The organism is Phycicoccus avicenniae (assembly GCF_050496545.1).
In the GTDB taxonomy this organism is placed as follows: domain Bacteria; phylum Actinomycetota; class Actinomycetes; order Actinomycetales; family Dermatophilaceae; genus Phycicoccus; species Phycicoccus avicenniae_A.
The window spans coordinates 34,176-58,909 of sequence record NZ_JBNVZV010000022.1 but is presented as its reverse complement, the minus strand read 5'-3'; the positions used below and the strand labels follow the sequence as shown (position 1 = coordinate 58,909).

Annotated in this window: 27 protein-coding genes; 11 read left to right on the top strand and 16 right to left on the bottom strand. The window is 75.1% G+C overall.

All coding sequences use genetic code 11. The annotated features are described in order from the left end of the window. The first annotated feature begins 63 nt into the window (after window positions 1-63). The 4 genes from ppk2 to ACQZ2A_RS16540 all read left to right on the top strand — a co-directional run bounded on the left by ppk2 (window position 64) and on the right by ACQZ2A_RS16540 (window position 5,492). Window positions 64-984, top strand: a complete 921-nt coding sequence (gene ppk2, locus ACQZ2A_RS16555) for a polyphosphate kinase 2 (RefSeq protein ID WP_430213365.1) — start codon at window positions 64-66, stop codon at window positions 982-984. Between the two features lie 162 nt (window positions 985-1,146). After that, window positions 1,147-1,704 carry a sigma factor-like helix-turn-helix DNA-binding protein gene (locus tag ACQZ2A_RS16550; protein ID WP_430213363.1) on the top strand — a complete coding sequence of 186 codons (558 nt, stop codon included), beginning with the start codon at window positions 1,147-1,149 and terminating at the stop codon, window positions 1,702-1,704. 31 nt (window positions 1,705-1,735) lie between these two features. Beyond that, the gene (locus tag ACQZ2A_RS16545; protein ID WP_430213361.1) at window positions 1,736-3,547 is read left to right on the top strand and encodes a hypothetical protein; all 1,812 of its coding nucleotides are present in this window, start codon (window positions 1,736-1,738) and stop codon (window positions 3,545-3,547) included. Window positions 3,548-3,611: 64 nt separating this feature from the next. Further along, entirely contained in the window at window positions 3,612-5,492 is a 1,881-nt protein-coding gene (locus ACQZ2A_RS16540) for a hypothetical protein (RefSeq protein WP_430213359.1), read from the top strand. A 22-nt stretch (window positions 5,493-5,514) separates the two neighbouring features. Here the strand turns inward: ACQZ2A_RS16540 and ACQZ2A_RS16535 are convergent, their stop codons facing one another. From ACQZ2A_RS16535 to ACQZ2A_RS16520, 4 genes are all read right to left on the bottom strand, one after another. Next, the gene (locus tag ACQZ2A_RS16535; RefSeq protein ID WP_430213357.1) at window positions 5,515-6,252 is read right to left on the bottom strand and encodes a phosphoglyceromutase; all 738 of its coding nucleotides are present in this window, start codon (window positions 6,250-6,252) and stop codon (window positions 5,515-5,517) included. A gap of 62 nt (window positions 6,253-6,314) precedes the next feature. Then, the gene (locus ACQZ2A_RS16530; protein WP_430213356.1) at window positions 6,315-6,833 is read right to left on the bottom strand and encodes a YbjN domain-containing protein; all 519 of its coding nucleotides are present in this window, start codon (window positions 6,831-6,833) and stop codon (window positions 6,315-6,317) included. Next, window positions 6,830-8,146: a D-inositol-3-phosphate glycosyltransferase gene (gene mshA / locus ACQZ2A_RS16525; RefSeq protein ID WP_430213354.1), complete on the bottom strand. Its 1,317-nt coding sequence runs from the start codon at window positions 8,144-8,146 to the stop codon at window positions 6,830-6,832. Before mshA ends, ACQZ2A_RS16530 begins: the two co-directional genes overlap by 4 nt. Next, window positions 8,143-8,943, bottom strand: coding sequence for a hypothetical protein (locus ACQZ2A_RS16520; protein WP_430213352.1), 801 nt, complete (start codon window positions 8,941-8,943; stop codon window positions 8,143-8,145). Before ACQZ2A_RS16520 ends, mshA begins: the two co-directional genes overlap by 4 nt. 57 nt (window positions 8,944-9,000) lie before the next feature. On the opposite strand from ACQZ2A_RS16520, the gene ACQZ2A_RS16515 reads away from it, so the two are divergent. After that, a complete protein-coding gene (locus tag ACQZ2A_RS16515) occupies window positions 9,001-9,804 on the top strand; it encodes a class I SAM-dependent methyltransferase (protein WP_430213350.1) in 804 nt (267 codons plus the stop codon). Here the strand turns inward: ACQZ2A_RS16515 and ACQZ2A_RS16510 are convergent. The 9 genes from ACQZ2A_RS16510 to ACQZ2A_RS16470 form a co-directional block, all read right to left on the bottom strand. Then, a complete protein-coding gene (locus tag ACQZ2A_RS16510) occupies window positions 9,789-10,112 on the bottom strand; it encodes a DUF2516 family protein (RefSeq protein WP_430213348.1) in 324 nt (107 codons plus the stop codon). The genes ACQZ2A_RS16515 and ACQZ2A_RS16510 overlap by 16 nt on opposite strands. Before the next feature lie 16 nt (window positions 10,113-10,128). Continuing rightward, window positions 10,129-10,554 (bottom strand): D-aminoacyl-tRNA deacylase, encoded by a 426-nt coding sequence (dtd, locus tag ACQZ2A_RS16505; protein WP_430213346.1) that lies wholly within the window; start codon window positions 10,552-10,554, stop codon window positions 10,129-10,131. Further along, window positions 10,551-11,552 carry an asparaginase gene (locus ACQZ2A_RS16500; protein ID WP_430213344.1) on the bottom strand — a complete coding sequence of 334 codons (1,002 nt, stop codon included), beginning with the start codon at window positions 11,550-11,552 and terminating at the stop codon, window positions 10,551-10,553. Before ACQZ2A_RS16500 ends, dtd begins: the two co-directional genes overlap by 4 nt. A gap of 117 nt (window positions 11,553-11,669) precedes the next feature. Then, window positions 11,670-12,374: a hypothetical protein gene (locus ACQZ2A_RS16495; RefSeq protein WP_430213343.1), complete on the bottom strand. Its 705-nt coding sequence runs from the start codon at window positions 12,372-12,374 to the stop codon at window positions 11,670-11,672. Window positions 12,375-12,454: 80 nt separating this feature from the next. Next, on the bottom strand, window positions 12,455-12,829 hold the full coding sequence (locus ACQZ2A_RS16490) for a helix-turn-helix domain-containing protein (protein ID WP_430213341.1): 375 nt from the start codon (window positions 12,827-12,829) through the stop codon (window positions 12,455-12,457). Between the two features lie 365 nt (window positions 12,830-13,194). Next, entirely contained in the window at window positions 13,195-13,692 is a 498-nt protein-coding gene (locus tag ACQZ2A_RS16485; protein ID WP_430213339.1) for a DUF4395 domain-containing protein, read from the bottom strand. A 109-nt stretch (window positions 13,693-13,801) separates the two neighbouring features. Next, window positions 13,802-14,662, bottom strand: coding sequence for a 3-keto-5-aminohexanoate cleavage protein (locus ACQZ2A_RS16480; RefSeq protein ID WP_430213337.1), 861 nt, complete (start codon window positions 14,660-14,662; stop codon window positions 13,802-13,804). A 63-nt stretch (window positions 14,663-14,725) separates the two neighbouring features. After that, on the bottom strand, window positions 14,726-15,784 hold the full coding sequence (locus ACQZ2A_RS16475; protein ID WP_430213335.1) for a YgfZ/GcvT domain-containing protein: 1,059 nt from the start codon (window positions 15,782-15,784) through the stop codon (window positions 14,726-14,728). After that, a complete protein-coding gene (locus tag ACQZ2A_RS16470; protein ID WP_430213334.1) occupies window positions 15,781-16,200 on the bottom strand; it encodes a Fur family transcriptional regulator in 420 nt (139 codons plus the stop codon). Before ACQZ2A_RS16470 ends, ACQZ2A_RS16475 begins: the two co-directional genes overlap by 4 nt. Before the next feature lie 57 nt (window positions 16,201-16,257). On the opposite strand from ACQZ2A_RS16470, the gene ACQZ2A_RS16465 reads away from it, so the two are divergent. Beyond that, window positions 16,258-17,322, top strand: a complete 1,065-nt coding sequence (locus ACQZ2A_RS16465; protein WP_430213333.1) for an LCP family protein — start codon at window positions 16,258-16,260, stop codon at window positions 17,320-17,322. A gap of 39 nt (window positions 17,323-17,361) precedes the next feature. On the opposite strand, the gene ACQZ2A_RS16460 is transcribed toward ACQZ2A_RS16465, so the two are convergent. Further along, window positions 17,362-17,871 (bottom strand): FABP family protein, encoded by a 510-nt coding sequence (locus tag ACQZ2A_RS16460; protein WP_430213331.1) that lies wholly within the window; start codon window positions 17,869-17,871, stop codon window positions 17,362-17,364. Between the two features lie 12 nt (window positions 17,872-17,883). On the opposite strand from ACQZ2A_RS16460, the gene ACQZ2A_RS16455 reads away from it, so the two are divergent. Beyond that, window positions 17,884-18,255 (top strand): DsrE family protein, encoded by a 372-nt coding sequence (locus ACQZ2A_RS16455; RefSeq protein WP_430213330.1) that lies wholly within the window; start codon window positions 17,884-17,886, stop codon window positions 18,253-18,255. Between the two features lie 13 nt (window positions 18,256-18,268). Here the strand turns inward: ACQZ2A_RS16455 and ACQZ2A_RS16450 are convergent, their stop codons facing one another. Beyond that, entirely contained in the window at window positions 18,269-19,207 is a 939-nt protein-coding gene (locus ACQZ2A_RS16450) for a hypothetical protein (RefSeq protein ID WP_430213328.1), read from the bottom strand. Window positions 19,208-19,223: 16 nt separating this feature from the next. Next, window positions 19,224-19,538 carry a MoaD/ThiS family protein gene (locus ACQZ2A_RS16445; protein ID WP_430213327.1) on the bottom strand — a complete coding sequence of 105 codons (315 nt, stop codon included), beginning with the start codon at window positions 19,536-19,538 and terminating at the stop codon, window positions 19,224-19,226. A gap of 21 nt (window positions 19,539-19,559) precedes the next feature. Between ACQZ2A_RS16445 and ACQZ2A_RS16440 the strand changes: the two genes are divergently transcribed. The 4 genes from ACQZ2A_RS16440 (at window position 19,560) to ACQZ2A_RS16425 (ending at window position 24,734) form a co-directional block, all read left to right on the top strand. Continuing rightward, on the top strand, window positions 19,560-20,267 hold the full coding sequence (locus ACQZ2A_RS16440) for a response regulator transcription factor (RefSeq protein WP_430213325.1): 708 nt from the start codon (window positions 19,560-19,562) through the stop codon (window positions 20,265-20,267). A 7-nt stretch (window positions 20,268-20,274) separates the two neighbouring features. Next, window positions 20,275-21,156 (top strand): mycothiol synthase, encoded by an 882-nt coding sequence (mshD, locus tag ACQZ2A_RS16435; protein ID WP_430213323.1) that lies wholly within the window; start codon window positions 20,275-20,277, stop codon window positions 21,154-21,156. A 123-nt stretch (window positions 21,157-21,279) separates the two neighbouring features. Next, window positions 21,280-22,377: a WD40/YVTN/BNR-like repeat-containing protein gene (locus ACQZ2A_RS16430; protein ID WP_430213321.1), complete on the top strand. Its 1,098-nt coding sequence runs from the start codon at window positions 21,280-21,282 to the stop codon at window positions 22,375-22,377. Window positions 22,378-22,430: 53 nt separating this feature from the next. After that, the gene (locus tag ACQZ2A_RS16425) at window positions 22,431-24,734 is read left to right on the top strand and encodes an RNA degradosome polyphosphate kinase (protein ID WP_430213319.1); all 2,304 of its coding nucleotides are present in this window, start codon (window positions 22,431-22,433) and stop codon (window positions 24,732-24,734) included.

Here is a 24,734-nt window from a genome sequence, read left to right as displayed (position 1 = left end):
GGGTCGCGCACCTCACCCCGTCGACCCGGTGACCGGGCCGACCCGCGGCGATACGCTCGCGACGTGGACGAGGAGCGCCGGTCGGTGACCGAGGACTACACCGAGGAGCTCGAGGAGCTCGAGGAGCTGCACGAGCTCTCCGAGCCGGCCCACCCGGACGCCCCCGCGGACAAGCCGTGGCGGCACGGGTACCCCTACTCCCGCAAGCTGCCCCGCGCCGAGTACGAGAGCACCAAGCGCCTCCTCCAGGTCGAGCTCCTCAAGCTGCAGCTCCACGTCAAGGAGACCGGCGCCAAGGTGCTCGTCGTCTGCGAGGGCCGTGACGCCGCCGGCAAGGGCGGCGCCATCAAGCGGTTCATGGAGCACCTCAACCCGCGTGGTGCGCGGGTCGTCGCGCTCGAGAAGCCGACCGAGGTCGAGCAGACCCAGTGGTACTTCCAGCGCTACGTCGAGCACCTGCCGAGCGGCGGCGAGATCGTCTTCATGGACCGCTCCTGGTACAACCGGGCGGGCGTCGAGCGGGTCATGGGCTACTGCACCCCGACCCAGTACCTCGAGTTCATGCGCGAGTGCCCCGAGCTCGAGCGGATGCTCGTCAACTCCGGCATCCACCTCGTCAAGCTGTGGTTCTCGGTGAGCCGCGAGGAGCAGGCCGCCCGCTTCGCCTCCCGCCAGAACGACCCCGTGCGCCAGTGGAAGCTCTCCCCCACCGACCTCGCGAGCCTCGACAAGTGGGACGCCTACACCGAGGCCAAGGAGGCGATGTTCTTCTACACCGACACCGGCGACGCCCCGTGGACGGTGGTCAAGAGCAACGACAAGAAGCGCGCGCGCCTCGAGGCGATGCGGGTGCTGCTCGGCGGGATCGACTACGCGAGCAAGGACGCGGCGGTCGTGGGCGAGCCCGACCCGCTCATCGTCGGCCCGGCGTCGCGCATCTTCGAGCAGGGCGAGCACACCGACCGCGTGCTCCCCCGGCTCTGAGTCCTCGTCCCTTCGGATGACAAAGTCCCCGTATGTCCTCGGTTCGCCTGCGCACGAACCGTTCCCGGGTGATGCTGTGCGCACGAGCTGGTTCGACCCGGTCCTCGACGCATCGCCGCGACCCGGCGCCGCCGTCGTCCGGACCGCCATCGGGGGATGACGATGACGGAGTACGACCTGGTGCTGGACGTCCTCCGGCACCGCCCGCGCCCGAGGGCGCTGCACCACCGTGCGGGGCCCGTCCCGTTCGACGACGAGGCCTGGAGCCGAGCCGCGGGGAGCCGCTGGGCGTACGACGTCCTTGCCGGGCTCCCCGACCTCGCCGAGCGGCTCGGGCTCGACCCGCCGCGCGGTGCTGTCGCGGGCACCTGGACCGCCCTCGCCGACCTGTCCGCCGCGTGCGGCGGCCTGCCCGACCCGGGCGCCGGTGACCCCGACCCCGAGACCGAGGCCCGCGCCCTGCTGCTGCGGGCCCGCGCCGCGCTCCTCGGCACGGTGCTCGACGAGCGCGAGCGCATGCTGCTCCGGCTGCGGGTGGCGCCCGTCCACCCCCGCACCCTCGCCGAGGCCGCCGTGGCCATCGGGATGACGCGCTACGAGGCCCACCGTGCGGAGAGGGAACTGCTGGCGCGGCTGCGCGGGACCGCTCCGCCCTCCGGCGGTCTGCCACCCCCGGCCACCGGGTCCGCACCGGCCGGTGGGGTGTGCGTGGTGCCGTGACGGATCGCGGCCGGTGCCGCACGATGGGCGGGTGGACATGACCGGCGGGGCGGACGCCGACGCCTTCGTGGCGGCGCGTTGGTCCGACCTCGAGGCGGTCGCGCTCGTCGCCACCCTCGACGAGGGCGCGGCCCGCGAGGCGACCACGGCGGCGCTGGCCGCCCTGCGCCGCCGCTGGGCCGAGGTCCTCGAGGAGGGTTCGCCGACCACCGCCGCGCGCCGGGCCGTCCTCGAGCGGGTCGCCCCGGCTCCCTCGCGCGGCCCGGGCCGAGGTCGCCGGCCGGTACCCGCCCCGGCCCTTCCGGACGCGCTCCCGCCCCTGGACCCCGACGACGCCGCGCTGCTGCCGGCCCTCACCGCCGAGACCCCGGAGGTCCGGGCGGCGCTCGCGGCCGACGTCGTCTGGGACCAGCCGCCGGCCGAGACGGCCGCGCTGCTGCGGCGACCCGACCTCCCCGCCGCGGTCGAGGCCGCGCGCGAGCGGCTGCTCACCGCGCACCGGGCCGCCCGGGCCGTGCAGGGCCTCGGACCGGCCGACCACGCGCTCGACCCCGACCTGACCGACCTCGTGCACGCCCTCGGGACCGGTCGCGGCGACCCCCCGGAGCCCGCCTCGGTCGTCGAGCAGCGGGTCCGGCGGGTGAGGCGCCGGTCTGTCCTGCTCGGCGGTGGCGTCGCCGCGGCCGGCGGGGCGCTCGCGTGGTGGCAGCTCGCCCCCGACGGCTCCGCGCCGGCCGCCACCGCCCCACGTCCGGTCCCGTCGCGCACCACACCGGGCCCGGACTCGCCCGTCTGGGCCTCGACCGCCCTGTGGCCGCCTCGTGGCGTGCTCGCGAGCGACCTCGGGGTCCAGGCACTCGTCGCGCGGGGCGCCCCGGGCTCGCGCATCCTGCTGGCCGACGACGTCGCCGGCGTGCGGACCGTGCTCGCCGCGAACCTCGCCGCGATGGGGGTCGAGGACGTCGGCACGGAGGTGCGGCTCTGGGCGGGTGCCCTCGGCGCCCCGGCCGAGCAGCTCATCGAGATCCCGATGTCCCTCACGACGGTCTACGGCGTTGCCGACTTCGTCGCGGTCGGTGTCCCGCACCCCACCGGTGCCCTCGTCCTCGTCCTCGCCCGGCCGGATGCCCCACCAGCGGAGCTGTCACTCTTCGCCCGACCCGCGCCGTCCGGGGACGTCGAGCGCGAGTGGGAGGACCTGCCGCTGCAGGACGGCGTCGCGGTCCGCCTCCTCGACGCCCCGCCCAGCCCGGCCGTTCGCATCCGCGGCTCGCGCTACGACGGCCCCCTCCCGCGGCCCGAGGCGTGGGGGTTCGCGGAGGGCGGTCCGGTCGAGCAGGTCGCCGCGATCACCGGCATCCCCGCGCGGAGCCTGCGCTCGCGGGTGGTGTCCGCCCGCCTGCCCGGGGGCATCACCCTCCCGAACGCCGGCTCCCCTCCGTCTGTCCTGAGCATGCACCTCGTCACCACCCCCGACGGCGGGGTCGTGCGCACGATCGGCGCCGCCGACGGCCTGGTGTACGACGAGCCGACCGTCATCCCCGCCGCCCGCGCGGAGGGTCCGTACCTCACCCGGCTCGACGACTACTCCACCAGCGAGGGCCTCTACCTGGTGCTCGTGGAGTCCGGTGCCTCGAGCGTCGAGCTGCGCAGCGGGGGGAGCCGCGTGGCGCCCGCCGTCCGGGTGCGCGACCGGCTCGCGGTCGTCCGGGGCCCAGCCGTGGACGACCTCCGAGGCGTCACGCTGCGCGTGCGGTCCTCGACCGGGAAACTGCTCTGGGACCGGCCCTCTGTCACCGGACGCAACGCCTACGACGTCTACCCGCCGGAGATGTTCGGCTGACCCGACGGTGTCCGCCAGGACGCTGGGGCCGCGCCGGGACCGGCCGCGGGGTGAGACTGGTGCGGTGACGACGACGCTCGAGGAGGACTTCGAGGGCTTCGTCGCGGCCCGGTGGCCCGACCTCGAGGCCGTCGCGCTCGTGGCCACCCTCGACCCGCCGCGGGCCCGGAGCCTCACGACCGCCGCGCTGGCCTCCCTGCGCCCCGGGTGGGCCACCACCCTCGAGAGCGGCGCACCCACCGCATCGGCCCGCCGGGCCGTGCTCGAGCAGGTCGTCGCCCCGCGGCGCCCGGACGCCACGGCCGGCTCACCGGCCGGGCTGCGTCCCCTCGTCGGCGACCCGGAGTCCTCCGTCCCCGCCGCCCTCCTCGACGCCCTGGCCGGCCGCACCCCCGCCGCCCGCGCCCTCCTCGCCGCCGGGGCCCTCTGGGAGGTGACCGACGACGAGCTGCTCGCCCTCGCGCCGGGTCCCGTCATCGACCTCGACGCCGAGCGGGCCGCGCTGCTGGAGGCCCACCGGGCGGCACGGGCCACCGACGGGCTCGGCCCGGCCGACCACCTCCTCGCCGAGGACCTGGTCGAGGTGGTGCACCGGCTGGCGTCGGCCCAGCCCGACCCCCCGGACCCTGCGGGTCTCGTCCTCGAGCGCGCCCGCTCGGTGCGGCGGCGCTCGCTCGTCCTCGGGGGCGGGGCGGCGGTGCTCGCCGCCGGCGCCTCCGGATGGGTGGTGCTGCGGGACCGGGGTCGCGCGCCCACGGCCGGGTCGTCGACCGCCGACCCGACCACCGCCGGCCCCGACGACCCGGCCTGGGCGAGCACGGCGAGCTGGTCGGCCCGCGGCCCGCTCGCCGCCGACCTCGACGTCCAGGCGCTCGTCGCACGCTCCGGCCGCGGCGCCCGACTGCTGTGGGCCGCGGACCTGGCCGATGTCCGGGTGGTCGTCGCGACGAACGCCGACGACCAGTACCCGGACGGCACCTCGGTCCGCGCCTGGACCGGGCGACCCGGGACGCCGCCCGCCCGGCTCGCGGAGGTCCCGCTCGGCTTCGACGCCCTCCTCGGCACCGAGGACCTCGTGGCCGTCGGCGTGGCCCGACCGGGCGGCTCGGCGCTCGTCGTCCTCACCCGCCCCACCGTGGGGTCGGTGGACTTCTCGCCCGTCGTCCACCCCACGACGGCGGGCTCGGTCGAGCGCACGTGGACGCGGGTGGGCCTCGCCGACGGGGTCGGCACGCTGCTGCTGCCCGCCGCCTGGGGACAGGCCGCGCGGGTGCGCGCCGAGCGGTGGGGCGGGCCCCCCGTCGGTCCCGCCACGTGGGGCACGTCCGGCCGGCTCACGGTGGGCGACGACCCCCTCGACGCCCTGCTCGACGCCGTGGCCTCCTCCACCGGGGTCGCGCGCGCGGACCTGCGCGGCGACGTCCTCACCGACTCCCCCACCGACGGCAGCGTCCTCGACCCCACGGCGGTGTCGGCTCAGGGCGGCGACGGGCGGGCCGTCCTCACCCGCGTCCGCACGCCGGACGGCGCGGTGGTCCGTGGCCTCGACGTGCGCGACGACGGCCGCGCGGGCGGGAGCTTCCTCAGCACCTCACCCCTCGTGGTCCCGGCCGAGGCCGCGTCGGCACCGCTCGTGCTCCCCCTCGACGGTGGGGGCGACGGCCCGGGCCGCTACCTCGCGGTCGTGCCGTCCGGCGGGGCGAGCGCCCGGCTCGTCGCCGCCGGCGGGGACCGCGGGCCCGCCTCGACGGAGGTCGCGATGAAGCGGCGCACCGCGGTGCTGACCGTGGCGGGCGCGCGCGGGGTGGCGGGTGGCCTGCGGCTCGTCGTCCGCGACGCGCGCGGGCGGGTCACCTACGACGACGTGCCCCCGGCCGGGCGCGACCTCGCCGGCGACGAGGAGGAGGGCACCGGCTGGCTCGGCCTCCCGCAGCCCTACGAGTGAGCGGGCGGGCGACCAGCCGTCGTCAGCGGCCCTGGTTCGCGACTGCGGCCGCGGCCGCAGCGGCCGCTTCGGGGTCGAGGTACTCGCCGGCACCGGTGGGCATGAAGTCCTCACCGAGGCGGTAGACGAGCGGCATCCCCGTGGGGATGTTCAGGCCGGCGATGTCGTCGTCGCTGATGCCGTCGAGGTGCTTGACCAAGGCGCGAAGCGAGTTGCCGTGGGCGGTGACGAGCACCGTGTGGCCGGCGGTGAGGTCGGCCTGGATGTCTTTCTCCCAGTAGGGCATCATCCGCGGGATGACGTCCGCGAGGCACTCGGTGAGGGGCACGTCGACGCCGGCGTAGCGCGGGTCGTCGGTCTGGTCGAACTCGCTGCCGGCCTCGATGGGCGGCGGCGGGGTGTCGAACGAGCGGCGCCAGAGCATGAACTGCTCGTCGCCGTACTTGTCGCGGGTGGCGGCCTTGTCGAGGCCCTGGAGCGCGCCGTAGTGCCGCTCGTTGAGCCGCCAGCTGCGGCGCACCGGCACCCAGTGCCGGTCGGCGGCGTCGAGGGCGAGGTTGGCGGTGGTGATCGCCCGGCGGAGCACCGAGGTGTGCACGACGTCGGGGAGCAGCCCGGCGTCGCGCATCAGCTGCCCACCGCGGACCGCCTCGGCCCGGCCCTTGTCGGTGAGGTCGACGTCGACCCAGCCGGTGAAGAGGTTCTTCTGGTTCCAGTCGGACTCGCCGTGGCGCAGGAGGATCAGCGTGTGCTCCGTCATGTCGCCAGCCTAGCGACGGCGGGGCGCGGCTCCCCGCGGTGTCCCATCCGCGCCCGGTCCGGTCAGGAGGACTCGCGGGGCGGGTCGCCCGGGCGCTCGAGGATCGAGCGGAAGGCCTCGAGGTTGCGCAGGCTCTCGCCGCGCGAGACGCGCCACTCCCACTCCTTGCGCATCGAGGTGAGGAAGCCCATGACGAGCAGCTCGTTGAAGGGCTCGTCGACCGCGGTGAGCACGACGCCCAGCAGCTGGTCGAGGGTGTCGGCATCGACCCCGGCCGCCGGCACCCTGCCCGTGACGAAGACGTCGCCGGAGCGGTCGACCGCATACGCGAGCCCGGGGAGCCGCAGGTTGCGGCTGAGCAGGAACCGGTAGACCTCGCCGTGGTTCTCGTCGGGGTTGCGGATGACGAACGCCGACACCGACAGCGCGGTGTCGGAGCAGACGAGCGAGACGACGGTCTTCAGCTTCTTCTCGCCAGGGAGGGAGACGACGAGCTCGTCGTCGCGCGCGCCCTGCTCCCACTCGAGGCCGGTGTCGTCGAGGACTCCACGGACGAGCGCGGCGAGGTCGGCCGCGCTCACGGGATGACCGCCCGGGGGACGTCGGCGATCCGCTCGGCGTCGTCGATGGAGACGTCCTTCGGTCGGGTCAGCGCCTCGCGGTAGACGGCGAGCAGCCGCTTGGCCGTGCGGGCCCATCCGAAACCCTGGGCGTGCTCGGCAGCCCTGCGGGACAACGTCGCTCGCAGCTCCGGGTCGAGCGCAACCCGCCCGAGGGCGGTCGCCCAGTCCGCGGTGTCGTGCCCGTCGACGAGCAGGCCGCCCGGACCGACGGCGGTCGGCAGCCCGCCCACGTTCGCCGCGACCACCGGTGTGCCGCAGGCCTGGGCCTCGACGGCGACCAGCCCGAAGGACTCGCTGTGCGACGGCACCGCGACGACGTCGGCGGCGCGGTACCACTGCGCGAGCGTCGGCCGGTCGACCGGCGGCACGACCCGCAGCCGGTCGCCGATGCCGAGGCGCTCCGCGAGGTCGTCCAGCCCCATCGGGCTGCTGACGCCGGTGCCGCTGGCGCCGCCGAGCACCCCCACGACGAGCCGCTCGCGCAGCTCCGGGCGACGACGCACGAGCTCCGCGGCAGCGCGGACGAGGACGTCGGGACCCTTGAGCGGCTGGATGCGCCCGACGAAGAGCAGCAGCACCGCATCGGTGGGAAGGCCGAGGGCGGCGCGCGCCTCGGCCTGCGAGCCCGGCGAGAAGACGACGAGGTCGACCCCGGGCTCGGCCACCGCGACCCGCGCCGGGTCCGCCCCGTACAGCTCGACGAGCTCGGCGGCCTCGCGGTCGGTGTTCGCGACGAGGCGGTCGGCGGCCTCGACGACCTGGGCCTCGCCGATCTCGCGACCGCGGGGCTCGGGGGCGTCGCCGTCGGCGAGGTGGAGGTTCTTGACCCGGGCCATCGTGTGCATCGTGTGGACGAGCGGCACGCCCCAGCGGTCGGCGGCCAGCCAGCCGACCTGCCCCGAGAGCCAGTAGTGGGAGTGCACGAGGTCGTAGTGCCCGGGCGGGGCGTGGGCGGCGACCCGCATCATCCCCGCGGCGAAGGCGCACAGCTGGCCGGGCAGCTCCTCCTTCGAGAGGCCCTCGTACGGGCCGGCGGCCACGTGCCGGACGACGACGCCGGGCTCGACCTCGACGTCGTCGGGCTGGGCGGCGCTCGTGGTGCGCGTGAAGAGGTCGACCTCGGTACCGAGCCGCGCGAGCTGCCGGGCCACCTCGAGGACGTAGACGTTCATCCCGCCGGCATCGCCCGTGCCGGGCTGCGCGAGCGGCGAGGTGTGCACCGTGACCATCGCGACCCGCCGGGGCCGGCGGGCGCTGGTCGGGTCGGTCATGGGGCCGAGTCTTCCACGGCCGGACGGGGCGTGTCCGTGACCGTCACCACGGCCCGCGGCGACCAGACGTGGATGGCGATGCGGCCGTCCTGGCGCAGGTCGACGGCCCGCGGGACACCGACCGGACCGATGGAGACGTCGGTGCCGAGGACCCACGTGAAGGCCGGCTGCTCGACGACCGTCGGGTCGACCCAGTACGCCTTCTCCTTGAGGTTGCGGGCCGGCAGGGCGGGCTCGATGCCCGTGGTCGCCGGGCGCCAGTCGAGGTTCACCGCCACACCCGACGCGCCCTGCACGGCGACGTCCATCCGGATGCGACCGTCGGTGGGCTCGAAGATGATCCGCAGCGGCAGGCTGTGGACCTCGTCGTGGACGACCCCGCTGTAGGTGACGGTCTCGTCCTCGCGCCGCACGGCGTCGATGCTGACCGCGGTGAGGGTCGAGGTCAGCTCCTCGCGCGGGTGGTCGCCCGAGTCGTCGACGGTGCCCACCACGGCCGTCACCGGGGCGCCCTTGGTGACGGTGTCGGCGAGCACGGTGCTGCCGCGCGACAGCCGGAAGCCGCGGTCGTAGAGCGTGACGGTCAACCCGGCGCCGAGGGACTGCACCCCGAACGCGTTCTGCGACACCTGGAGCAGACCGGGCTCGACGTCGATGATGCCGATGTCGCGCGCCAGCACGCTCGGCACCCACGTCGTGAGGCCGAGGGTCAGGGCACCCGCGAGGGAGGCGACGAGGGCGACCATCGACAGGCTCGCCGACCCCTCGCGCCCCTGCGCACGCAAACGCTCCAGCACGGGGTCAGGGTAGTCGGGCCGGCTGGGTGCCGTGCCCGCGGCGCCTACGCTGGGCCGGTGCCCGTCCAGCGTCCGGTGGGGGTCGTCACCCGAGGGACGACCAACCCCAACCGCCTCCGCCGCTGCGACCGGTGGCTCGCCGGGCCCGAGGCGTGGCGGCTGCGGCAACACGCGGGGCCGCCGGTCGTGGTCGACCTCGGGTACGGAGCCTCCCCCGTCACCGCCGTCGAGCTGCACGACCGGCTGCGGCGGGTCCGCCCGGACGTGGAGGTCGTGGGCGTCGAGATCGACCCCGCCCGGGTGGAGGCCGCGCGCCCGCTCGAACGGCCGGGGCTGCGGTTCGTGCGCGGCGGGTTCGAGGTGCCGGTCCCGGGCGGAGCGCGGCCGGTCCTGGTCCGGGCGTTCAACGTGCTGAGGCAGTACGCGGAGGACGAGGTGGCCGCCGCCTGGCGGACGACGACCGAGCGGCTGGCGCCGGGCGGTCTGCTCGTCGACGGCACGTGCGACGAGCTCGGCCGGCTCGCGGCCTGGGTGGCGGTGGACGCCGGCGGCCCGCGCACGCTCACCCTGTCGTGGCGGCTGCGCGGGCTGGAGCGGCCGGGCGTGGTCGCCGAGCGGCTCCCGAAGGCGCTCATCCACCGGAACGTGCCGGGCGAGCGGGTCCACACCCTGCTCGGCGCGCTCGACGGCGCGTGGGAGCGGCAGGCCGCGCTGGCGTCCTACGGGGTGCGGCAGCGGCTCATCGGCACGGTGGCGGCGCTGCGGGACGAGGGCTGGCCGGTGCTCGGCGGTCCCTCACGCTGGCGGCTCGGCGAGCTGACGCTCGGCTGGGACGCCGTGGCGCCTCACCAGGGGCCGTAGGGACCCTGCCGGCCGCTGCCGCCGCGGCCCATCACCTGGTCCAGCGCCGGCTTGACGTCGGCCAGGTACACCCCGGCCGCGACGATGCCGACGATGGCCAGCAGCCCCAGCCCGCCGAGCGCGACGATGCCGAGCAGCACGGCGATGCCGGTGACGAGCATCCAGAAGTTCTTGGTGCGCTTGCCCGCGGCCGTGAACGCGTCGGGGCGGCGCCGCACGCAGTCGACGAGGGCGTAGACCTCGACGGCGAGGGCCGCCACCGAGAGGGCGAGGACGATCCAGGACTGGAGGGTGCCGAGGGCCTGCATGGGGACAGCGTAGGCGTCAGACCTCGAGGACGATGGTGACCGGGCCGTCCCCGACGAGCTCGACGTCCATGTGCGCCCCGAACCGGCCGGTCGCGACCTCGAGCCCCTTCTCGCGCAGGGCGGCGACGACGGCGTCGACGAGCGGCTCGGCCACGGGCCCGGGGGCGGCGGCGTTCCACGACGGGCGGCGGCCCTTGCGGGTGTCGGCGTAGAGGGTGAACTGGGAGACGACGAGGACGGGCGCGCCCTCGTCGAGGGCCGAGCGCTCGCCGTGCAGGATACGCAGCTCGGCGATCTTGCGGGCTAGCGTCGCCACCTGCTCGGGGCCGTCGTCGTGGGTCGCCCCGACGAGCGCCAGCAGGCCGGGCCGGCTGATCTCGCCGACCACCTCGCCCTCGACCGTCACGCTCGCCCGCGAGACCCGCTGCAGGACGGCCCTCACGCGGGCGGACCTCCCGCGATGCCGACCGCGACGACGGCCCCGACCGGCTCTCCGTGCCCGAGCACGGGGGCGTCCTCGAGCCGCGCGTAGGCCTCGGAGGCGACCCCGAGCCGGCGCAGGACGGCGGCGAGGACGACGGTCCGGGCGCGCGCGCCGCCGTCGGCGACCTTGAGGGCGATGCCGCGGCCGTCCGGCAGGCCGACGGCGTAGACCGCCTCGGCCCCGTCCTTGGCGAGGACGCCCTCGGTGCCGCGGATCAGCGCGGTGACGTCGCGGCGGGTGCCGCCGAGCAGCTCGGGGTGGGCGCGCACGGCAGCGGTGATGCTCGCCTCGTACGAGCCGGCGGGCGCGCTCGCCATCCGGCCGAAGGCCCGCGCCAGACCGGCGAGCGGGACGGCCATCACGGGGGCGCCGCACCCGTCGACGGCCGTCGCGGCGACCGGCGTGCCGGTGAGGTCCTCGAGCGTGGCGGCCATCGCCCGCTGGAGCGGGTGGGCGGGGTCGAGGTAGGTGGCGGTGTCCCAGCCGGCGACGCGGCAGGTCGCGAGCATCGCCGCGTGCTTGCCGGAGCAGTTCTGGGCCAGGGAGCGCGCGCTGCGGCCGGCGGCGACCCAGGTGTCGCGCTCGACCTCGTCGTAGGGCAGGTCGGGGGTGTTCTGCAGGTCGGCCTCGGTGAGCCCGGCGTCGGCGAGCATCGCGCGGACGCCGTCGAGGTGCATCGGCTCGGCGCTGTGGCTGGCGCAGGCCAGCGCCAGGTGCGGCGGCGGGAGGCGCAGGCCGGCGCGGAGCATCGCCAGCGCCTGGACCGGCTTGTTCGACGAGCGCGGGAAGACCGGGTCGTGGGGGTCGCCCCAGGCCTCGAGGACCCCGCCGTCGGGGGCCGTGACGGCGACGCTGGCGCGGTGCACCGACTCGACGACCCCACCGCGCACGACGTGGGCGAGGACCGGGGCGTCGGCCAGGGCGGGCGGGGTGGGCAGCTCGGTGGGGTGCGGCACGCCAGCGACCCTAGCGCCGCCGTCCCACCCGGCCGCGCCCCTCCCCTCCCGGTCGAGAGACGAGAACATGCCGCACACCCCGAGGGGTGCGCGGCATGTTCTCGTCGTTCGTCCGGCTCAGTCGCCGACCTTCTCGGCGGCCTTCTTGGTGGCCTTCGGGGCGGTCTTCGCGGTCTTGCGCGCGCTGGTGGTGGCGCCCTTGGCCGAGGAGGTCGTCTTCTTGGCGGCCTTCTTGGTCGTGGTCGTGGTGCGCTTGGCGGCGGTGCGGGTGCGCTTGACGGAGGCGGCGACCTCGGTCTGGGCGACCTTGGCCTCCTCGGCGACCGAGTCGGTGAGGACGGTGGCGACCTTGGTCGCCTCCTTGCGGCCGGTGGTGACGGTGGCCTTGGCGGAGCGCTCGATGTCGGCGGCGGCCTTGCGGGCCGTGGTGACGGCGCCCTTGGCCTGGGCGACGGTGGTCTCGGCCTGGGCGACGAGGTCCTGGGTGGCCTGCTGGGTGCGGATGCGCTTCACGATGCTCTTGCCGCGGAGGACGAGGTCGTCGTAACCCTCGGAGACCTTGCCGCCGACGACGAGGCCCTGGTTGAGGGCGAGCGCCGGGAGCTCCTTGACCTGGCCGGCCACGGTGGTGACGCGGGCCTGGAGGGCGGCGGGCTGGAGGTCGGCGCGGGCGGCCTCGGCGCGCTTGGCCAGCTCGGTGCGGCGGGCCTCGGCGCGCTTCTGGGCCTCGCGGACCTTCTCGACCGCGAGGTCGGTGGCGCCGGCGAGGGCGTAGAGCGGGGTGGTGTCGATGCTGGTGCGGAGGTCGTCCTTGACGGCCATGGCGGGCTCCTTCGTGGTGACGGTGGTGCGGGTCGTGGTTCGGTGGCCCGGTCGGCGACGCTGCCGGGGGCGGTGCGGCGTCAGCGCCGGGCGTCGTCCTCGACGTAGGACTCGTAGATGTCGAGGAGGGTCTTCTTCTGGCGCGCGGTGAGGAGCGGGTCCTCGGCGAGTGCGCGCCGGACGTCGGGGGCGTCCGTGCTCGCGGTGGCGTGCTCGGCGTCGAGGATGCCGGCGCGCACGTAGAGCGACTCGGCGGAGACCTCGAGGCCCTTGGCCAGCTGCTGGAGGATCTCGGCGCTCGGGCGCTTGAGGCCGCGCTCGATCTGGGAGAGGTAGGGGTTGGACACCCCGGCGAGCTCGCTGAGCTGACGCAGGGAGAGCCGGGCGGACCGGCGCTGCTCGCGCAGGTACTCCCCGAGGCTCTCGCCCAGGTCGTTCAGCGGGTTCTTGCTCATGCCCCCATTCTGCTTGCTCCAGTTAGCAAAATGCAAACTGAGGCAAGCGTGAGGCCCGCCACAGCCTCGGAGGGACGTGGCGCGGGGCGGGAGGCGGCGCCGGGGTCACGTTGGGGCCGGCACGGCGCGCCGCCGCGGGCGAGGCCGCCGCGGGGGGGAGAAGGGTGGGTGCGTGACGTCCATGTGCTCCGACCCACGGACCACCCGTCCCGACACCCGGACCCCGTGGCCCCGTCAGTGCACTGTGGCCCCCGGACGCGGGGCACCCGGCCACGTGCTCCGAGGCGTGAGCAGGTGGCCCGACACCCGGAGCACATGGACGTCGCGCTCACCACCACCGTCGGCCGGCGTGGCCTCCTCGCGGCTCAGGCGGTCGGCAGCGGCTCGCGGCGGCGCAGGGAGATGTCGTTGCACGCGGCGCAGGTCTCCTCGGGCACGACGCCCCAGCGCATCAGGTAGCCGAAGACGAAGCAGCCGGCGCAGAACCCGACGACCGACTCGAGGGCCGCGAAGACCAGCAGCACGGCGAGCAGCACGACGGCGACCGTCGGCGCGCCCAGCACGAGGGCGAGCGTCGCGGCCGCGGTGAAGGCCAGCCCGACCGCCTGCGCGAACCGCTTCGGCGGCCCGGCGACCAGCACCGGCTCACCCAGCCGCGGCGCGATGACCTTCGTCGCCAGCTGCCCGAACGGGTCGAACCGCGGACCGGCCGCGACCCGGAGCGCGAAGCCCACGGCGAGCACGGCCGCCAGCCAGAGCCATCCGGTCGCGAGCGCCAGCGCCGTCACGACGACGACCTGGCCGGCGACGGCCCGGGCGGCCTTCTCGTTGACGACGGCCGGGAAACCGATCAGAGAACGCATGGCAGCCATAACCACGGATTATGAGTCCGCCATTCCCGCCGACCCAGCACCGTCCGCCCCTCGGACCGCGACGGCCCTTCGAACCGCGAACGTGTGGCGGTGGGGCCGTTCAGCGGCCGGCCCGGCGCTCCTTGACCGCCAGCAGCGCGCGCGTCTCGTCGCACGACAGCGGCGGTCGCTGCATCACCGTCGCCAGCTCGGCGGCCCGGGCGACGAGCTCGTCGTTGTGCTCGACGACCTGCCCGCGCCGGAACACGACGTTGTCCTCCATGCCGACCCGCAGGTGCCCGCCGGCCGAGAGCGCCGCCGCCATGACCGGCAGGTGCCCGCGCCCGATGCCCGTCGCCGACCACGAGGTCACCTCCGGCGGCAGCATCGAGACCCCCGCCATCAGCGCGGCCGTCGTCGCCGGCATCCCACCGGGAACGCCCGTCACGAAGTCGACGTGCACCTTGCCCCCGAACGGCAGCCCGTGGGTGTCGAGCAGCCGGGCCAGCGCGTGCACGTGCCCGAGGTCGAAGAGCTCGAACTCCGGGACGACCTCGCGCTCCTGGGCCTGGACGTAGAGGTCGCTCATGAACCCCCACGGGTTGAGGAAGACGTCGTCGCCGAAGTTCGTCGTGCCGCAGGTGAGCGAGCAGGAGTCCGGCTCGGCGTCGAGGACGGTCAGCCGCTGCTCGAGCGGGTCGTGCACCGATCCGCCGGTCGAGAGCTGCACCACGAGGTCGGTCGCCTCGCGCACCGCGTCGACCGCCGCGCGCAGGAACCCCCCGTCCAGCGTCGGCCGGTGCTCGTCGTCGCGGATGTGGAGGTGGATGAGCGATGCCCCCGCCGCCTGGCAGCGCACGGCCGTCGAGACGAGCTCGTCCAGCGTCGTCGGCAGCTGCGGGAGGTCGGCCTTGGCGTGCTCGGCCCCGGTGGGCGCGACGGTGATGAGGGTGCCGGTCACCCCGGCGGACGGCGTCGTCATGGCGCCCATCCTGTCAGCACCGGCCGGTCGGCGTCCCACCGACCACCGCAAGATCTGCGGCGGTCAGCCGCGGACGACGACGATCTGCGTGCCGGCGATCCCGTCGACGAGGAACTCTGCGTCCTCCGGCACCGACCGCTTCACCACCGCGAGCGCCACCGGGCCGTCCTCGTGGTGCCGCGCGACGCTCGTCAGCCGCCCGACCTCGCGCCCGCCCACCTCGACCGGCGACCCCGCCTCGGGCAGCACGTGCCCCGACCCGTCGAGGTGCAGGAACACCAGGCGCCGCGGCGGCCGCCCGAGGTTGTGCACCCGCGCGATGGTCTCCTGGCCGCGGTAGCAGCCCTTGTGCAGGTGCACCGCGGTGCGCAGCCAGTCGACCTCGTGCGGGATGGTGCGGTGGTCGGTCTCGGCGCCGAGGCGCGGGCGCCACGCACTCACCCGCAGGGCCTCCGCGGCCCAGGTGCCGGCCAGCGGGCGGTCACCGACCGCCGCCTCCAGGTCACCCCGCGGGACGAGCAGCTCGCGCCAGGCCCGTCCTTCCCCCGCGTGCCCCTCGACCGGACCGTAGGCGACGGTGTCGCCGACCAGGGCCGGCCAGGCATCCACCCAGGCGAGCGGCTCGCCGTCGACCGACTCGGCACCGATCGGCTCGCCGAGCACCGCCCAGTCGTCGGTGACGTCGGTGACCTCGACCCGCAGCATGAAGCGCATCGACGCCAGCCACGCCACGAGGGCCGGCGCCGTCCCCGGCTCGACCGTCACCCACAGCGCCTCGCCGTCGTCGACGAGGTGCAGCGCGTGCTCGACGTGCCCCTTCGGCGACAGCACGAGCGACTCGCGGGAGGTCCGCGGCGCGAGGCCGGTCAGCTCCTGGGTGGTCATCGAGTGCAGCCAGGTGAGCCGGTCCGGGCCGGCGATGCGCACCACCCCGCGGTGCGAGAGGTCGACGACGGCCAGCCCTTCGGCCAGCAGCCGCTGCTCGCGCATCGGGTCGCCGTAGTGGGCCGCGACGCCGGCGTCGGCACCCTCCCCCTCGACGGCGCCGTGCCGCCCGAGGAGGACCGAGCGCGGCACGGCGGCCGGCTCGGCGGGGGTGAGGGGGGCGGGTGAGGTGGTCATCGGTCCTCCCGGCAGGTGCGGCACAGCCCGTGGACGGCCGCGTGGCTGACGTCGGCGGCGAAGCCGAGCCGCTCGTCGACGCGCGCGACGAGCTCGTCGGCGGCCTCGAGCGGCACCTCGCCCACCCAGCCGCAGCCGCGGCACAGGACGTGGACGTGGGTGGCGTGCTCGGCGAGGTGGTAGCTGGGCGCCCGGTGGTCGACGTGGGTGTGCGCCACGAGCCCGAGCTCCTGGAGCGCGTCGAGGGAGCGGTAGACGGTGGAGACGGGCAGCGCCGCGCCGCCGTCCGCGCCCACGGCCTCGGAGATCTCGTCGGGGGTCGCGTGGCCGAGCCGGCCGACGGCGGCCAGCACGCGCTCGCGCTGCGTGGTCAGGCGCTTGCCCTGCGCCCGCAGCCGCTCCCCGAGATCACTCACCCCTCCAATGTAGGCCGGTCCGGGGACGCCGTCCGCACCGCTCCTTACACTGACGAGGTGACGGACCGCGACTTCGACCTGCTCGACCTCGACCGCGAGCCGCCGGAGGACGACCCCGCCGACGAGGCGCCCGCGCGTCCGCACCGGCGCCGGCGGCGGGTCCTGCTCGTCCTCGGCACGCTCGTCCTCGTCGTCCTAGTGGGCGTCGGCGGCTTCATCGGCTACCTGGGCTGGCGGGTCGACAGCAACGTCACCCAGGCCGAGCTCCTCCCCACCGTTCCGCCGCCGAGCACCGCCCCCGACGGCACGCCGATCCAGGTCCCCACCTCCGGCAACGGCACGAACTTCCTCGTCGTCGGCGCCGACAGCCGCGGCAAGAACGACCGCGGCCGCGCCGACGTCATCGTCCTCGTGCACGTCCCGGCCGACCCGACGACCATCCAGATGATCCACTTCCCGCGCGACCTGTTCGTCGACATCCCGGGCCACGGCAAGAACAAGATCAACGCCTCGTACGCGTTCGGCGGCGAGCCGCTGCTCGTCGAGACCATCCAGAACCTCGTCGGCATCAAGATCGACCACGTCGCCCGCACCGACTTCAACGGCTTCAAGGACATGACCGATGCCGTGGGCGGCGTCCGCGTCTACGCCGAGGAGGGCAACGACGCCTCCGGCAACGGCGGCGCGGCCATCCGCAAGGGCTGGAACGACCTCGACGGCACGCAGGCGCTGGCCTTCGTCCGCGAGCGCTACGAGCTCAGCCAGGGCGACATCTCCCGCGGCCGCCGCCAGCTCGCGTTCGTCAAGGCCCTGCTGCTCAAGGCGACGAGCAAGGAGACGGTCACCAACCCGCTGGCCGTCGCCCGCTTCGCCGACGCCGCGACGAAGAACCTCGTCGTCGACAAGGGCCTGTCGATCGGGACCATGAAGGACTACGCCCTCGCCCTGCGCGGCATCCGCGGCTCGGACGTCGTCTTCGCCACCGCGCCGTTCACCGGCTTCGGCACCGATCCGAACGCGGGCAGCATCGACATCGTCGACACCAAGGGGATGAAGCTGCTCGGCGAGGCGCTGCGCAAGGACCAGATGGACGGCTACCTCGACGTCTTCCAGACGCCCTGATGCCGCCCGCCGGTCGCCGGGGTGCCCGGCGGCCGGGACTCACTCGACGCGCTTGAGCTCCGCGGAGACGTGCGACTGCAGCGGCTGCCCCACGGCCGCCATGTCCATGACCCACATGAGGTTGCTGTTGACGTACCCGTAGAGGCGGTGCGCCGCGGTGTACTCCTTGGCCTCGGGGCTGCGCATCACGCCGTCGGTCCGCAGCTCGACCTTGGCCGGCTCGGCGACGCCGGCGTACATCTCGACGAAGCCGGTGGGGTGGGCCAGCAGCAGCTCGACGTTCGTGCCGTCGGTGGACTCGGTCACCGGGCGCCAGAAGCCGGTCTCGGTGGCGAGCGGGCGGACCTGGTTGCCGTCGTCGTCGAGCAGCCAGGTGCGCGAGTCCCACCGCAGGAACCGGCGGCCGTCGTGGCTGCAGACGACCTCCTGCCCGAAGCGCTGGGACTCGATCGTCGGGTAGCCGACGAGGCCGGCCCCGGCCCAGGTGCCGACGAGCCAGGCGAGGGGGGCGAGATCCTCGTGGAGGGAGGTGTCGAGCGTGAAGACCATACGCTCCAGTCTATGGATGCTCCGGCCACCGCCCTCGTCGTCAAGGTCACCTGCGGAACCGAGGCCCTCGAACGGCTCTCGCAGGGATGGACGGTCGCGGCGACGGCGCTGGCCTCCGGGCTCGACGTCAGCGTCTGGCTCACCGGGGACGCCACGTGGACGGCGGTGGCCGGCCGGGCCGAGGAGGTGGCGCTGCCGCACTCCCCGCCGCTCGCCGAGCTCCGCGATGCCGTGCTCGAGGGCGGGCGGGTGACGGTGTGCGGCCAGTGCGCCGCCCGGCGCGACCTGACCGAGGACGACCTCCTGCCCGGGGCGGGCATCCGCGGGGCGGCGGCGTTCGTCGAGGAGGTCGTGGCGCCCGGCGCGCGGGCGCTCGTCTACTGAGAGGGCGCGCCGGTCAGCCGACGAGGGCCAGCGAGACGCCGTACGCGACGACGCCCGGCACCAGCAGTCCGGCTGCGGCACTGGCCAGCTGGCAGCGGATGGCGGTGACGGGCGGCAGCACGACGAGGACGCGGCGCATCGCGTGCGAGACGGCCGCGGCGAGCAGGCCCACGAGGGCGGCGGTGGCCGCGCGCGGGGAATCGAGCAGGGCGCCGGTGACGATGGCTCCGCAGGCGCCGAGGACCATCGCGACGGGCAGCAGCCACGGGCGCAGCAGCTTCACGCCGGCGCCGAGGTCGGCGAGCGCCCCGACGGCCACCGCGACCAGGGCCGCCGTGGCGAGGTCGGTGGGCCGGGACTCGCGGGACAGCGGCAGCCACGTGGTCCCCAGGGCGAGCAGCGCCAACCCGAACGAGGTGACCCCGATGGAGTCGGTGAGGCGGGGCCGCCCGTCGCGCCGGACGATCTGGTGGCCGAACATCAGCCCCAGGCCGACGGCCAGGGCGACCGGCACGAGGCGGAGGTACGGCTCGTCGGTGGGCGCGACCGCGGCGGCGGGGGCGAGCACCGCGGTGACTCCGACGGCCAGTGCCGACCCGAACCGGCTCGAGCTGCCCAGCAGGCGCGGCCAGCCCCAGGCGAGGACCAGGCCGGTCCAGGCCAGCCCCGCGGCGAGCACCAGCGGGTCGGTGCGCAGGGCGAGGACGAGCAGGGCCGCCAGGACGACGGTGGCGACGACGACGACGGGGCGCACCACCGTGGCCATCTCGGGCAGGACGGGGTTGCGCAGCAACGCTTCCCGACGCGCACGGCGCTGGGCGCGGGTCTCGCCCTCGGGGGCGCCGGCGCTCAGGTCGGTGGTGGCGGGGTCGGGGTGCTCGGCGTCGTCCGCGACCGCGACGGCCTCGACGGCCTCGGGTCCGGCGGCGTCCCGCTCCGACTGCTCCTCCACGTCGGGCATCCTCGCATCACCCACCGGCGAAGGGCGGCAGCACCTCGACGACGGCGCCGGGCGGCAGCGGGTCGGCCCCGGATGCGGCGAGCCCGTCGACGAGCACGGAGCAGACCGGCAGGACCTCGACGAGGCCGGGTCGGGAGGCCGCGAGCGCGTCGACGAGGGCGCCGACCGTGGCGGGTGCCGCGACGACGTCGCCGTCGACCCCGGCGGCCGCGCGGGCGCCCGCCCAGTACCGCACCGTGACCGTCGCGTCGGCGGAGGTGCCCGGGGCGGTCGCCGCGGACGGCGTCCCACCGGGGGCCGGTGCCCCGTTGCCTGCGTCCATGACCGCCTATCCTGTGGGGCGATGGCCCACCTGTTGCTGTTGACGAACACCTTGGCGCCCAGCGCCGAGGTCCTTCCGGCGCTCGGGCTCCTCAGCCACCATGTTCGCATCCTCCCCGCCGAGGCGTCGGCGCTGGTCGACGCGCCACCGGCGGATGCCGTCCTCGTCGACGCCCGCCGCGAGCTCGCGATGGCCAAGTCGCTGTGCCGGGTGCTGACGACCACGGGCCTCTCGGCCCCGCTGGTCGTCGTCGTCACCGAGGGCGGCCTCGCGGGCCTGGCCGCCGACTGGGGCGTCGACGACGTCGTCCTCGACACCGCCGGCCCGGCCGAGGTCGAGGCCCGGCTGCGGCTGGCCCTCGGCCGGCGCGCCGACACCCAGGAGGACGAGGCCGGCCCGATCACCGCCGGCGCCCTCGTCATCGACGAGGCCACGTACTCGGTGCGGCTGCGGGGGCGGCTGCTCGACCTCACGTACAAGGAGTTCGAGCTCCTCAAGTACCTCGCGCAGCACCCCGGCCGGGTCTTCACCCGCAGCCAGCTGCTCCAGGAGGTGTGGGGGTACGACTACTTCGGCGGCACCCGGACGGTCGACGTCCACGTCCGCCGGCTGCGCGCCAAGCTCGGCACCGAGCACGAGCTGCTCATCGGCACCGTCCGCAACGTCGGCTACCGGTTCGTGCCGGAGGCCGCCGAGGAGGCCGAGGCGCTCGAGGAGGTCGAGGGCTGAGGTGGCCGTGACCGAGCGGCTCGAGGCCGTCGACGACTCCACCGCGCGCGAGGCCCGTGACCTGTGGCAGCGCGCCGAGGCCGCCGACGGCGTGGGCGCGGTGTCCGAGGCCTTCCGGCTCGCGCTCGGGCCGGCCCGCGCCGGGGTGGTGCACCTGCTGCGGCGCGACGACGCCGGGCGGCTCGTCGGCTACGCCCAGGTGGCGGCCGCAGGGTCTTCCGACGCCGTCGCCGAGCTGGTCGTCGACCCCGCGGCGCGGCGGGTGGGGCACGGTCGCGCGCTGCTCTCGGCGGCCCTGGACGAGGGGGCACGCAGCGTGTGGTCGCACGGCGACCTCAAGGCCGCCCGGGGACTGGCGGCATCCGCCGGGCTGGAGCGCACACGGGAGCTGTTCCGGATGGAGCGGCCGCTGAGCTCGGCCGATGCCACCGACCCCGTTCTGCCGGAGGGCTACTCGGTACGGGCGTTCGAGCCCGGGCGGGACGACGAGGACTGGGTGCGACTCAACGCCGCCGCCTTCGCGAGCCACCCGGAGCAGGGGCGGATCACCACCTCGGACCTCCACGAGCGGATGACCCAGGACTGGTTCGACGCCGGCGGCTTCCTCCTCGTCGAGCGCGAGGGGAGGGTCGTCGCCTTCCACTGGACCAAGGTCGAGCCCGGATCGACCGCTGGTGAGGTCTACGTGGTCGGGGTCGACCCGGCCGAGCAGGGCCACGGCCTCGGCGGGCCGCTGACCGGCCTCGGCCTGGCGCACCTCGCCCGGCAGGGGCTGGCCACGGTCGACCTCTACGTCGACGGTGACAACACCGCGGCGCGGCGCACCTACGCCCGGCTGGGGTTCACGGACGCCGCCGTCGACGTGCAGTACACCGCCCCGACCCGCTGACCCCCCGGTCACCGCGCGAACGTGTGTGAACGCGCCGGGATCCTCCGGCGTGTTCACACACGTTCGCGGAGGGACGACGGCCCTCCGGTGGCGCCCGCCCCCCGCCGGGTGGAGAGTGCCCGCATGCGCCGACCCCGCCCGCTGACCCTCGCCCTCGCCTGCGCCGCCGCGCTGGCCTCCTCCGTCGTGGTGGCCGGCCCGGCCGGAGCGGGAGGCCATCCGGACCGCTCGCACACCCCCCGCTTCAGCACGACCGTGCTCGACCCCGACCAGTCCTTCCGCGGCCTCGACGCCGTCGACAGCAGGACGGCGTGGGTGACGGGCGGGAGCATCTCGGGCGGCACCGGCGGCGTGTGGCGCACCACCGACGGCGGCCGGCACTGGCAGGACGTCTCCCCGCCGCAGACCGAGGGCCTGAACTTCCGCGACGTCGAGGCGCGCGGCACCCGCGAGGCCACGGTGCTGGCCATCGGCGAGGGCGAGGCGTCACGCATCTACCGGACGACCGACGGCGGCCGGAGCTGGACCGAGACCTTCCGCAACACCGAGCCGACCGCCTTCTACAACTGCCTCGCCTTCTTCCCCGGCGGCCGGCACGGCCTGGCGGTCAGTGACCCCGTCGACGGCCGTTTCCGCATCGCCGCCACCGACGACGGCGGCCGCTCCTGGCGCGTCCTGCCGAGCCGCGGGATGCCGGACAGCACCGGCGAGGCGAACTTCTCGGCGAGCGGCGACTGCCTGACGGTCTCCGGCCACGACGCGTGGTTCGGCTCGGGCGGCGAGCGCTCGCGCGTCTTCCACTCCACCGACCGCGGCCGCACGTGGACCGCCACCGACTCGCGCATCCCCCCGGGCGAGGCGGCCGGCGTCTTCGCGCTGGCCTTCCGCACACCGCGCCAGGGCATCGCCGTCGGCGGCGACTTCAGCGCCCCCACCGACGGCGTCGATGCCGTGGGCTCCACCCGCGACGGCCGCACGTGGCGCGGCGCGGGCGACCTCCAGCACCTCGGGGAGGACGTCGCGTGGCTGCCGGGTACCCGCAGCGGCGTGCTCGTCGTGGGTGAGTCCGGCGACGTCGGCGGCGTCAGCGCCAGCCTCGATGCCGGCCGCTCATGGACCCGGCTGTCGAGCACCGGCTTCCACACCCTCGACTGCACGCCCGACGGCTCGTGCTGGGCCGCGGGCGGCAAGGGACGCGTCGCGCGGGCGTCGCTGCGCTGAACGCATCGTGAGCGCCATCTCACCGGACCCGCCGACCTGACAGGATGGAGGCCATGACGGACGAGTCGGGTGTGGGCGTGCACGACACCACCGCTCGGGACGCCGCGGCGGAGGCGTCGGCCGAGGGCGCCATCGTCAGCGAGGTCTCGATCGCGAGCGCCTCGGCCACCGAGACCCGCCAGCAGCCCCGAGGCACCAACGGCCGGTTCGTGCGCCCCGCGCACCAGCCGGAGGAGGAGGCCGAGGGCCTGCCCTCCGACCGCTTCCTCGACCGCGAGATCTCCTGGCTCCAGTTCAACGAGCGGGTCCTCCAGCTCGCCGGCGACGAGAACGTGCCGCTGCTCGAGCGCGCCCGCTACCTCGCGATCTTCGCCTCGAACCTCGACGAGTTCTTCATGGTCCGGGTCGCCGGGCTCAAGCGGCGCATCGCCACGGGCATCGCCGTGCGCTCGGCCTCCGGGCTCGAGCCGCGCGAGGTCCTCGAGCAGATCTCGCTCGTCGCCCACGAGCTGATGACGATGCAGGCGCGCGTCTACGCCGAGCAGGTCCGGCCGGCGCTCGAGGGCGAGGGCATCACCATCGTCCGCTGGGACGCCCTCTCCGACGAGGAGCGCGACCGGCTGGCCCGCGTCTTCACCGACCGGCTCTTCCCGGTGCTCACGCCGCTGGCCGTCGACCCCGCCCACCCGTTCCCGTACATCTCCGGGCTCTCGCTCAACCTCGCGGTCATCCTCGTCAACCCGCGCTCGGGCAAGGAGCACTTCGCCCGCGTCAAGGTGCCGCCGATGCTGCCGCGCCTCGTGCGTATCGAGCCCGGGCCCGACGAGTCGCCGCTCGCCGACATGTACGACACCCGGTTCGTGCCGCTCGAGGACGTCATCGCGGCGCACCTCGACCAGCTCTTCCCCGGGATGGACGTGCGCGAGCACTTCACCTTCCGCGTCACGCGCAACGAGGACCTCGAGGTCGAGGAGGACGACAACGAGAACCTCCTCACGGCCCTCGAGCGCGAGCTGACGCGGCGCCGCTTCGGGCCGCCGGTGCGCCTCGAGGTCGAGGAGGACATGGACGACCACGTCCTCGACCTCATCGTCCGCGAGCTCGGGGTGGCCTCGTCCGAGGTGTACCGGCTGCCCGCACCGCTGGACCTGCGCGGCCTCAACCTCATCGCCGACCTCGAGCGCTCCGAGCTGCACTTCGAGCCGTTCGTCGCCCGCACCAACGCCGACCTCGCCCCGACCGAGTCGGCCAAGGCGCGCGACATCTTCGCCTCGATCCGCAAGCAGGACGTCCTGCTCCAGCACCCGTACGACTCGTTCTCGACGTCGGTCCAGGCCCTCCTTGAGCAGGCCGCCGCCGACCCGCACGTGCTCGCCATCAAGCAGACCCTCTACCGCACCAGCGGCGACAGCCCCATCATCGACGCCCTCATCGACGCCGCCGAGGCCGGCAAGCAGGTGCTCGCCGTCGTCGAGATCAAGGCCCGCTTCGACGAGGAGAACAACATCTCCTGGGCCCGCAAGCTCGAGCACGCCGGCGTCCACGTCGTCTACGGCATCGTCGGGCTGAAGACCCACGCCAAGCTCTGCCTCGTCATCCGCCAGGAGGCCGAGGGGATGCGCCGGTACTGCCACGTCGGCACCGGCAACTACAACCCCAAGACCGCACGGCTCTACGAGGACCTCGGGCTGCTCACCGACGACGAGCAGGTGGGCGAGGACCTCAGCAAGCTCTTCAACCAGCTCTCCGGCATCGCGCCGCGCAGCAAGTTCAAGCGTCTGCTCGTCGCGCCGCGCTCGGTCCGCTCGGGTCTGCAGGCCCACATCGACGCCGAGATCGCCCACGAGCAGGCCGAGCCCGGTAGCGGCCTCATCGCGTGGAAGGTCAACTCGATCGTCGACGAGCAGCTCATCGACGCCCTGTACCGCGCCGCGCAGGCCGGCGTGCGGGTGCAGCTGTGGGTGCGCGGCATCTGCGCGCTGCGGCCGGGCGTGCCGGGGCTCTCCGAGACCATCGAGGTCCGCAGCGTCCTCGGCCGCTTCCTCGAGCACTCGCGCGTCTTCTGGTTCGGCGGCGGCGGAGAGCCGGTGGCCTACATCGGCAGCGCCGACATGATGCACCGCAACCTCGACCGCCGCGTCGAGGCGCTGGTCCGGCTCACCGAACCCCGTCACCTCGAGGACCTGCAGTCCCTGCTCGAGCGGGGCATGTCCGACCGCTACTCGCACTGGGCACTCGCCGGCGACGGCCGATGGACGCGCCACCACCTCGACGAGGAGGGCCAGCCGCTCGAGGACCTGCAGAGCGCCCTCGTCGACATGCACGCCAAGCGGCGCCGCAAGGCCCGGCGGCGCTGA